Genomic DNA, 8,867 nt, shown 5'->3' with positions numbered 1-8,867 from the left:
GTTGGGGACGTGGTGGATGAACCGGCCCGCGACCTGGTCGCAGAACACGGCGTACTCCCGGGTGTCGAGCACGAACACGTGCCAGCCGATGTCGACCAGCCGGCTCGGGGCCAGGCCGACGCCCGGGTTCCGCGCGCTGGCGGCCAGGAACGCCAGCATCTGATCAACGATCCGGATGGCGAGGTCGCGGTCTCCCGCAGCCTCGACCACCACCCGGTCGACCAGCCTGTCGAACGCGTCCGGGCGGACCAGGAACCGGGCCGTCATCGCTGCTTCCGGGGCAACCACAGCAGTCATAGCGCGAACTCCTCATGGGAGAAGGAACGGAGCCCCTGCCCGGCGGTTCCGGGCAGGGCCCGCCACGGGGCGATCTTGTCGACGTCGGGTGGGAGATGACGCGCGCCGGCCCGCGGCCACAACCACGGCGGTATCGGGGGGTAGGCGTGGTGCGCGGGCCGGCGCGTGTTCGGGCAGAGGCCCCCTGTCCTGCTCACCAGGCGGACGGCAGGGGGCCTGCGTCTCAGGTCCCCGTACGGGGAGAGGGGAACGGGAAGGTGATCGGGACCACGCGGCCGTCGAGCCCGTGGCTTCTCGCGTGGTGATCCGCGGCGGCCGCGGTCGGGAACGGCAGGCGGACCTCGACCGGCCGCTGCTCCGGCCCGTAGACCACGACGGCGTACAACACCGCGTCCGCCGGAACACCGCTGCCAGCGTCGGTCCCGGTCGGGGGTAAGGCGTGCCGGTGGATCCGTGCCGCCACGGGCGGTCGACGGGTGCAGGTCTTCGGCGGTGCCACGACATCTCCTGTTCGTGTCTCGTCCGCGTGGTCGGCCGGTTATCGTGCCGACGCGCCACATTCCATGACGGTGCGCGACAGTCGACCAGCTGTGACGGGATGAGCTGCCGTTGACACACCCGTCACGCACACCTCACGCACGTGTCGTCACGCCATGAAGGAGGGCACACAGGTGGACGATCAAACCGCGGTCGAGGCGCGTGGGCACGCCGCGGCCGGTGACATCCGGTCCGCGCGGGATGCGCTGGACCGGATGCGCCGGGCGGCGGTCGAGCTGCCGGCACGGCCGGGGATGTCACCGTTCGGACCTGCGGCGGCGGACATGTTCGCTGGCGGGGTCCTCGCCCGGATCGGCGCCGGGGCCGAGGCCGAGCCGGTCACCCGGACCGCGGTGGGGCTGTACGACTCCGGTTGCGGTGGCTTCGAGGAACGTGGCCATGCCCTGCTCGCCCTGTCCGCCCGGCCCCGTCTCGCCCTGACCACCGGGAGCGCCCTGTGACCCTGCACTTCGGACCGCCGTCCCCCGGTCGGCAGATCCCCACGCTGGTCACCGAACGGCTGATCCTGCGGGACTGGCGTGCCGAGGACATCACGCCCTACTCGCGGATGACGCAGGAGCCGGAGATGTCCCGGTACACCGGTGGCGGTCCCATGGACGAGGAGGCGGTGTGGCGTCATGCCGCGTTCCAGCTCGGCCACTGGGCGTTGCGCGGGTTCGGCATGTGGGTCGTCCGGGACCGGTTCACCGGTGAGTTCATCGGCCGTGCCGGGCTGTACGAGGAGCTGGGCTGGCCGGGCGTCGAGGTCGCCTGGACGGTACGGCGGGACCGTTGGGGGCAGGGCCTGGCGCCGGAAGCCGGGACGGCGGCGGTGGAGTTCGCCTTCCTCCACGTCGGCGTCGACCGGGTCGTCTCCATCTGCCATCCGGACAACGCCCGCAGCCGCCGGGTCATGGAGAAGGTCGGCCTGGCTCTCGACGGCGCATGGTCGCTCCACGGCCGGCCGAGCGTCGTCTACGCCATCACCCGGGAGGCGTGGGCGGCGCGTAGCGTCTGATCAGGGCAGGGCTGGGACGCGTTCGAGGGTGCCCTGGACCGGCTGTGGGCTGATCAGCAGGTTCAGGATCGGGCAGGTGCGTTCCACCGCCTCGCGCAGCCTGCTGATCTCCTCGTCGGACGCGGGGGAGGACAGCCGTACGGCGTAGCGCAGGTCGTGGGGGTAGACCGGCAGGTCCTCGTAGCCGGGCTCGCCGGCGCGCGGGTCGAAGATGGCGGTGACGTCGATGTCGAGGGAGTCCAGGGGGACGCCGAGGGTGGCCGCCTGGATCAGGTAGGTGTGGGTCAGGCAGCTGCCCAGCACGCCGAGCTGGATCTCCGGCGAGGTCGGGCCCAGGTTGTGCCCGGCCAGATCCGGCCCGCTGTCGCTGATGATCTGGAATTCGCGGGCCCGGATGCGGCGCACGCCGGTGCGCCCCTCCGCGGTGACGGTCGCCGAGACGGCCAGCGGCTTGGCCTCGCCGGCGGTCACCCGCTCCCGATGGGCGAGGACGGCGTCGCGTTTGCCGATCAGGTACTCACTCAGCCCGCTCACCAGGTGGTCCTCTCGTCGTCGGTCCGTCGTCGTTCAGTATGCCGGGCGTGATCCGCCGAGTTCCGTAGCACCCCCGTGGCCGCACACGGCCGTGCGGGTGACGCGGGCGGGAACCGCGTCATCCGCACGGCGCGCTCAGTCGAACAGGTCCGGCTGTTCGGCGGTGATGACGTCCCAGTAGGGGGCGAAGCTGAAGCCGCCGAAGGAGCGGCTGCGGCCCAGCGGCTCGGCGACCTCGTGCCGGACGAGCTTCGGGCGGCCGGCGGCTTCGGCGAGAAGCTGCGCGTGCGCGCTCTGGTCGGCGGTGACGAACAGCCACGCGGCCTCCTCCACGGACCGGCCGACGGTGAGGAAGCCGTGGTTCTGCAGGATCACGAGCTTGTTCGGTCCCAGCGCCTCGGCGATGTTGCGCCCCTCGGCCTTGTCGAGGACCACGCCGTTGAAGTCGGCGTAGAGCGAGTGGCTGCCGTAGAAGGTGAGGGCGTCCTGGGTGATCGGGTCGAGCAGCCGGCCGAGGGACGACCACGCCTTGCCGGCCAGGGCGTGCGCGTGTGCCGCGGCGACGACGTCCGGACGGGCGGTGTGCACCTGGGAGTGGATGGCGAACGCGGCCGTGTTGACGGGACGGTCGCCGATGACGATGTCGCCGTCGTGGCTGACCAGCAGCAGGTCGGAGACCTTGATCTGGGCGAACGGCACGGCGAGCGGGTTGACCCAGAAGTGGTCGGGCAGCTCCGGGTCACGCGCCGTGATGTGGCCGGCGATACCGTGGTCGTAGCCGAATTTCGCGAACAGCCGGAAGGCGGCGGCCAGCCGCTGCTTGCGGTGCAGCCGTATCTCCTCGACGGATCCCTCGGGCTCAGGGTGTTTCGGGACGTTCTTCTGGTCGGCCACGCGCAGCGGGGTCCGCCGGAACTGCTCGCGGATGCTGGGGGCGAGGCTGGTGCTGGTGGACATGCCCTGATCTCCTTGGCGTGACCTCGGAAAGAATCTCGGGAAGGACCGTCGTCGCGGCACGCGCACCGTCTGCCGGCATTCCCGCGTGCTCCCCGCTCATCCGAGCGGCGGATCGTGTCGTAGTGACTCCAGGAACATCAGCGTGCTGGCGGCCACCGTCCGGTGGCCGGGCCCGGTGATCACATCGTGCTGGCCGGGTACCACGGTGAGCCGCGCGCGGGGGGCGGTACGAATGATCATCTGGGTGAGCGGCAGCGGGCTCACCTGGTCGTCCACCCCGTGGATGAGCAGGATGGGCAGATCGGGCAGGGCCCGCGGGACCGGGTACACCGAGGCGTAGGGGTAGGCGCCGTCGACGGCGACGTCCTCGCTGTTCCTGGCGCCGCCGTCGGCGCTGAGCGGGCGTTGCAGCAGCGGCAGCCCGAGCAGGACCACGCCGTCCGGGCGCAGCGCCGGGGAGCCCGCCAGGGTCAGCGCGCGCAGCCCGCCGATGTCCGAGCCCAGCAGGATGAAGGGCGCGCCGGGGATACGTGCTTCGGCCAGTGTCGACACGCTGGCGCCGGGCTCCTCCGAGACGGTGGTGGTGTAGCCGTCGAGGGCCAGCCGCAGCCGGAGCCCCTCGAAGGACACGACTGTCTCGTCCCGACCGGTCAGGATGAGGACGGATCCGCGGCCGGAGGGTACGCCGGGCGAGGCCTCGAGCGTGGTGGTCAGTGACGCGGCGCTACCGGCCGCGTGTCCGTGGATGCCGGTGGATGGCCGTCTCGACGCGAATGTCACGGGCGGCGCGGATGTCATTGTGCATCTCCTGTCGTCGGGTGGGAGCTGTCGCGATGGCCGGCGTGGATGCGTGCCGTTGTTTTTCTTCCGCGTCCCAGGGGGGATGGAAACGAAACGTGCGGGAAACACGTGCTTTCGTCCTGCGGAAGGAAGGCGACAGTCCGTGAGCGGTCAGGCAGCGAGCGGGCGTGTGGTTATCGACGGAAGAAAAGAAGGCCCGGACAGGCTGCTGACGCGACCCGCAACAGATCAATGTGACCGCGGGTCACGAGGCGGGACTCGGTATGCACACGGTCCACAATGCGTGTGATGTGGGCTTGATGTCAATACTCGCCCCGGTCGGGCACGGGACATCCGACGGCGCGCCGGCGGCCTGGCGCGCTGCCCGGCCGGGCGGCCGGCGGCCTGGCGCGCTGATGGACCGTGGGTGCCCGGTGGGCCATGCTCCTACGTCGTGGCTACTTCCAGCGGTCGCCACTACCGGTGGCCGTTACTCCGGTGGACGTCGCCGCTGGCCGCGTCCACCCGGATGGGCGAGGCCACCACAGGTGACGGCCGCATGGGACGGAAGGACGGCGATGGGCGATTTCGTCGGGGCGATCGACCAGGGCACCACGAGCACCCGTTTCATGATTTTCGATCATGACGGTAACGAGGTCGCCCGCCGCCAGCTCGAGCATGCCCAGATCCTGCCGCGCGCCGGCTGGGTCGAGCACGACCCGGTGGAGATCTGGGAGCGCACGGCCGCCGTCGTCGCGGCGGCGCTGGCCGACGCCGGCCTCGGCGCCGCCGACCTGGCCGCGCTCGGCGTCACCAACCAGCGCGAGACCACGATCGTGTGGGACCCGCGCACCGGCCGGCCCTACCACAACGCGATCGTCTGGCAGGACACCCGCACCGACCGGATCGTGGCCGCGCTGGAGCGCGACGGCCGCGGCCAGGTGATCCGGAGCAGATCCGGCCTGCCACCGGCGACCTACTTCTCCGCGGGCAAGATCGCGTGGATTCTCGACAACGTCGACGGCGTCCGCGCCGCGGCCGAACGGGGCGAGGCCGTCTTCGGCACCGTGGACAGCTGGCTGCTGTGGAACCTCACCGGCGGTCCGCGCGGCGGGCTGCACGTGACGGACGCCACCAACGCCAGCCGCACCATGCTGATGGACCTGCGCACCCTCGACTGGGACGACGAGCTGCTGGAGCTCTTCGGCGTCCCGCGGGCGATACTCCCGGTGATCCGGCCGTCGGCCGACCCGGCCGGCTACGGCTCGACCACCGCCGCCGGGCCGCTGCGCGGCGAGGTCGCGCTGACCGCCGACCTCGGCGACCAGCACGCCGCCACCGTCGGGCAGGTCTGCTTCGCCCCCGGGCAGGCCAAGAACACCTACGGCACCGGCAACTTCCTCCTGCTGAACACCGGGACGCGGGCGGTGCCCTCCCGGCACGGGCTGCTCACGACCGTCGGCTACCGCTTCGGCGACGACGACCCGGTGTACGCGCTGGAAGGCTCGATCGCCGTCACCGGGTCGGCCGTGCAGTGGCTGCGCGACCAGCTCGGCATCATCGGCAGCGCGGCCGAGAGCGAGACGCTGGCCGCGACGGTGCCCGACAGCGGCGGGATCTACTTCGTCCCGGCCTTCTCCGGGCTGTTCGCGCCGTACTGGCGTTCCGACGCGCGGGGCGCCGTCGTGGGGCTGTCGCGCTTCCACACCGGCGCCCATCTGGCCCGCGCCGCGCTCGAGGCGATCTGCTACCAGAGCCGGGACGTGGCCGAGGCGATGCGGCTGGACTCGGGGGTGGCCCTGGACGTCCTGCGGGTCGACGGCGGGGTGACCGCCAACGACCTGTGCATGCAGATACAGGCGGACATCCTGGGCGTCCCCGTCAGCCGTCCGGTGGTCGCCGAGACGACGGCGCTCGGCGCCGCGTACGCCGCCGGCCTCGCCGTGGGCTTCTGGAAGGACACCGGTGAGCTGGCCACCCACTGGCGGGAGGGGCGCCGCTTCGAGCCCCGCTGGTCGGCGGACCGGCGGGAAAGCGGCTACGCGGGCTGGCGCAAGGCCGTCGAACGCACCCTGGACTGGGTGGACGTGGACCCCGGCCCCGGTGGTCGGTAACGGTCATGATTCCGCTGGTTCCAGCCACGGCGGAATAGCCGGAACAATCGTGCCGGCGGTGCCGGTGTGCGGTAGGCGACATACGGCCGCGCGAGCGCTTTGCCGTTGTCCTGGACGGGTAGATCATACCTCGCTGGAAACCCGCCGCCGCGGGGGCGCGGCAGGGTGACGGGTTGCGCCCGGGTGGGTGCCCTCCGTCCGAAACACGGCCGTTACCATGTTACCTCGCTGCCGTGCGTCGTCTGTTGTTTCCGTCACGCATTGACATCCCCGGGATCTGTCGCGGGCCGCATGCTAACGTCGATCATGCGTTACCGCCCGGTGCGGTCGACCGGCCGATAATACAGGGCCATCTCGCCGTCCATCTCTCGTGTACATTCATTTTTCTCCAAGTATTACTCGCGGAGGATCCGTGGCGAAGTCGAAATGGCAGAAGCAACTCAAGAAATACGACAGGCGGCTGCTTGAGGGTCAGTCCTTCGGCGAGGAACAGAAGACCGACTACCCGTTCGGCTGGTATTTCGCCAGGTACAGTGAGGATCTCGAGCCGGGCCAGGTGGCGCCGGTCGAGTTCATGTCGCACCAGTTCGCGCTCTTCCGCGGGAAGAGCGGGCGGGTCGGCATGGTCGACAGCCAGTGCTGCCATATGGGCGCCGACCTCGGCCGCTGCGGCACCGTGGTCGAGGACCGGATCAAGTGCGGCTACCACGCCTGGGAGTTCCGGACCGACGGCGGCTGCGAGGTCATCCCCGGGCTGGACCAGGCGAAGATCCCCCCGCGGGCCGGCCAGCGCGCGATCCCCGTCCGGGAGCACGCCGGGAACATCTGGTTCTGGTACGGCCCCGAACCGGTCGGCGAGTTCGTCGAGGTGCCCTACGCCGACTCCAAGAAGTACCTGAACCTCAAGGGCCAGATCTACACCGCCCGGGGAACGCTGCTGCCGGTCGCGGAGCACGTTTCCGACATCTACCACTTCCCGGTCGCGCACAAGGGCGCGGGACGGCTGGAGTACTCCATCCTGGTGAACAAGGAGGACCGCCTGGAATACCAGCTGCGGCCCGCCGACGAAACCGGCATGAAGAAGGTCCAGCGCTGGTTCCGGCCGTACGCGTTCATCGAGATGATCGGGCCGTCCGCGTCGCTCTACCGGACGCAGAAGGACGCCACGGTCGACCGCTCCGGCCCGCTGCTGACAATTGTTCTCGGCGGCACCCCCGTCCGAGACGACCTGATGTTCTTCGGCTACCGGGTCATTGTCCGCAAAATACTCCCCGGCCCGCTGTTCGCGCCGCTCAACCACCTCATCGCGCGCATGATGTGGCTGACGGTCCGGCGGAACGTCTACGCCGACATCGACGTGCTGCGCTGGCTGCGGCATCCCGAGAAAACCCTCTGGGTGAAGCCGGACGGCCCGTCCGTCCGCGAGTTCCGCGCCTTCTTCCAGCGCCGTATCGCGCCCGGCTGGCGTTTCGGCGACCCGCTGCCGGCGGAATCCGCCGTCAGCGCGTAGCACCCGTCAGGCCGCGCGGACGGCGCCCGCGACGCCCGCGGGCCGGGCGGCCGGTGACCGGTACCGGTTGAACGTCGGGTCCCTGGTGGGGGCGACCGGACGTCCAACCGGCGCCGGTGAGGCCCGAGACGACCCGGGCCCGCGGCAGCGCGGGATCCCGGCGGGCCGTCACGCCCGCGAGCGCCATGTGTGCAGGCCCGGGCAGCCCTTCTGCGGCTGCCCGGCGGCCGAGCGCGATCCACCCGCCTGTAAAGTCGCTGGCCACGCACACATGGGGGGAACCATATGCTGGCTTTTTGTATATTATTAACTACAATCGCCATGATTGTCGGATTTGTTGGACTGGTGCGCGGTCGCCTGCACCAGGCGCGAATCCACAACCGCCGGAGCGCCGGAATCGTCACCGGAGCGAGTCTCCTGGGGCTCCTCGTCCTCACGGCGCTGGCTCCGGAGAGTAACCAGACGGTGGTGTCGGCCGCTCCGAGGGCGTCCGTGAGCTCATCGCCCACGTCCACGCCGTCGACCGTCGGCACTCCGCTGCCTCCGGCCGAGCCGCTGGCCGTCAGCAGCCCACCGACACAACCGCCTGTACCCGTCGTGACGGCGCCCGCCCCTCCCGCCCCTCCCGCCCCTCCCGCCGCCACGATCTCGACGCCACGATCCGCGCCACACACGACCGTGCCCGCGCGGACACCCGCACGGGCCGCCGCGGCCCCCGCGCGGCCGACGGCCACCACAGCGGCGGCCGCGCCTCTCGCCGTCTGCGATCCGGCCTATCCGGACGTGTGCCTGAAGGACGGGATCGGCGACTACGACTGCGCGGGCGGTTCCGGGAACGGCCCCAACTACGTCACCGGGCCGGTCCGGGTGCTTTCCCCGGACCCGTTCGGCCTCGACAGCGATCACGACGGCGTCGGTTGCGAGAAGCCCTGAGGCCGATGTGGCCAAGTTGGTCCGGTCGGGGCCTACCCGTGGGCCCCGACCCCGCCGGAGCCTGGTACATTCGGACCCGTCGCAACGCACAGCACGCGACACGCGCCGCTAGCTCAATTGGCAGAGCAGCAGACTCTTAATCTGCGGGTTCGGGGTTCAAGTCCCTGGCGGCGCACCCGTTCTGACC

The 8,867-nt window shown here is 70.8% G+C and carries 12 protein-coding genes and 1 tRNA gene; 6 read left to right on the top strand and 7 right to left on the bottom strand.

Features of this window, described 5'->3' with window-relative positions:
- The 3 genes from NBW84_RS16930 to NBW84_RS16920 form a co-directional block, all read right to left on the bottom strand.
- A partial coding sequence (locus NBW84_RS16930; protein WP_445548744.1) for a glycine-rich domain-containing protein occupies positions 1-297 on the bottom strand: 297 nt, incomplete at its 3' end.
- Entirely contained in the window at positions 294-494 is a 201-nt protein-coding gene (locus NBW84_RS16925) for a hypothetical protein (RefSeq protein WP_250285709.1), read from the bottom strand. The genes NBW84_RS16930 and NBW84_RS16925, both read right to left, overlap by 4 nt.
- Before the next feature lie 26 nt (positions 495-520).
- Entirely contained in the window at positions 521-796 is a 276-nt protein-coding gene (locus NBW84_RS16920; protein ID WP_250285708.1) for a hypothetical protein, read from the bottom strand.
- Between the two features lie 172 nt (positions 797-968).
- Between NBW84_RS16920 and NBW84_RS16915 the strand changes: the two genes are divergently transcribed.
- Together NBW84_RS16915 and NBW84_RS16910 are read left to right on the top strand one after the other, a co-directional pair.
- Positions 969-1,295, top strand: a complete 327-nt coding sequence (locus NBW84_RS16915; protein ID WP_250285707.1) for a hypothetical protein — start codon at positions 969-971, stop codon at positions 1,293-1,295.
- The gene (locus NBW84_RS16910) at positions 1,292-1,852 is read left to right on the top strand and encodes a GNAT family N-acetyltransferase (RefSeq protein WP_250285706.1); all 561 of its coding nucleotides are present in this window, start codon (positions 1,292-1,294) and stop codon (positions 1,850-1,852) included. Before NBW84_RS16915 ends, NBW84_RS16910 begins: the two co-directional genes overlap by 4 nt.
- On the opposite strand, the gene NBW84_RS16905 is transcribed toward NBW84_RS16910, so the two are convergent.
- The 4 genes from NBW84_RS16905 to NBW84_RS24440 form a co-directional block, all read right to left on the bottom strand.
- Positions 1,853-2,386, bottom strand: a complete 534-nt coding sequence (locus tag NBW84_RS16905) for an OsmC family protein (protein WP_250285705.1) — start codon at positions 2,384-2,386, stop codon at positions 1,853-1,855.
- A 135-nt stretch (positions 2,387-2,521) separates the two neighbouring features.
- The gene (locus NBW84_RS16900) at positions 2,522-3,343 is read right to left on the bottom strand and encodes a class II aldolase/adducin family protein (RefSeq protein WP_250285704.1); all 822 of its coding nucleotides are present in this window, start codon (positions 3,341-3,343) and stop codon (positions 2,522-2,524) included.
- Between the two features lie 96 nt (positions 3,344-3,439).
- Positions 3,440-3,973, bottom strand: coding sequence for an alpha/beta fold hydrolase (locus NBW84_RS16895; RefSeq protein ID WP_250285703.1), 534 nt, complete (start codon positions 3,971-3,973; stop codon positions 3,440-3,442).
- 344 nt (positions 3,974-4,317) lie between these two features.
- Positions 4,318-4,413 carry a putative leader peptide gene (locus NBW84_RS24440; RefSeq protein WP_445548743.1) on the bottom strand — a complete coding sequence of 32 codons (96 nt, stop codon included), beginning with the start codon at positions 4,411-4,413 and terminating at the stop codon, positions 4,318-4,320.
- 288 nt (positions 4,414-4,701) lie between these two features.
- On the opposite strand from NBW84_RS24440, the gene glpK reads away from it, so the two are divergent.
- The 4 genes from glpK (at position 4,702) to NBW84_RS16870 (ending at position 8,855) form a co-directional block, all read left to right on the top strand.
- The gene (gene glpK, locus NBW84_RS16890) at positions 4,702-6,237 is read left to right on the top strand and encodes a glycerol kinase GlpK (protein ID WP_250285702.1); all 1,536 of its coding nucleotides are present in this window, start codon (positions 4,702-4,704) and stop codon (positions 6,235-6,237) included.
- Between the two features lie 412 nt (positions 6,238-6,649).
- Entirely contained in the window at positions 6,650-7,747 is a 1,098-nt protein-coding gene (locus NBW84_RS16885) for a Rieske 2Fe-2S domain-containing protein (RefSeq protein ID WP_250285701.1), read from the top strand.
- Between the two features lie 492 nt (positions 7,748-8,239).
- Entirely contained in the window at positions 8,240-8,680 is a 441-nt protein-coding gene (locus tag NBW84_RS24435) for a hypothetical protein (protein WP_445548299.1), read from the top strand.
- Between the two features lie 102 nt (positions 8,681-8,782).
- Positions 8,783-8,855 (top strand) — tRNA-Lys (locus NBW84_RS16870).
- The last annotated feature ends 12 nt before the right edge of the window (positions 8,856-8,867 follow it).

Origin of the sequence: Protofrankia sp. CiP1_Cm_nod2 (assembly GCF_920664355.1) — a bacterium.
Taxonomy (GTDB): Bacteria; Actinomycetota; Actinomycetes; order Frankiales; family Frankiaceae; genus Protofrankia.
This window is presented reverse-complemented; position numbering and strand designations above follow the sequence as displayed.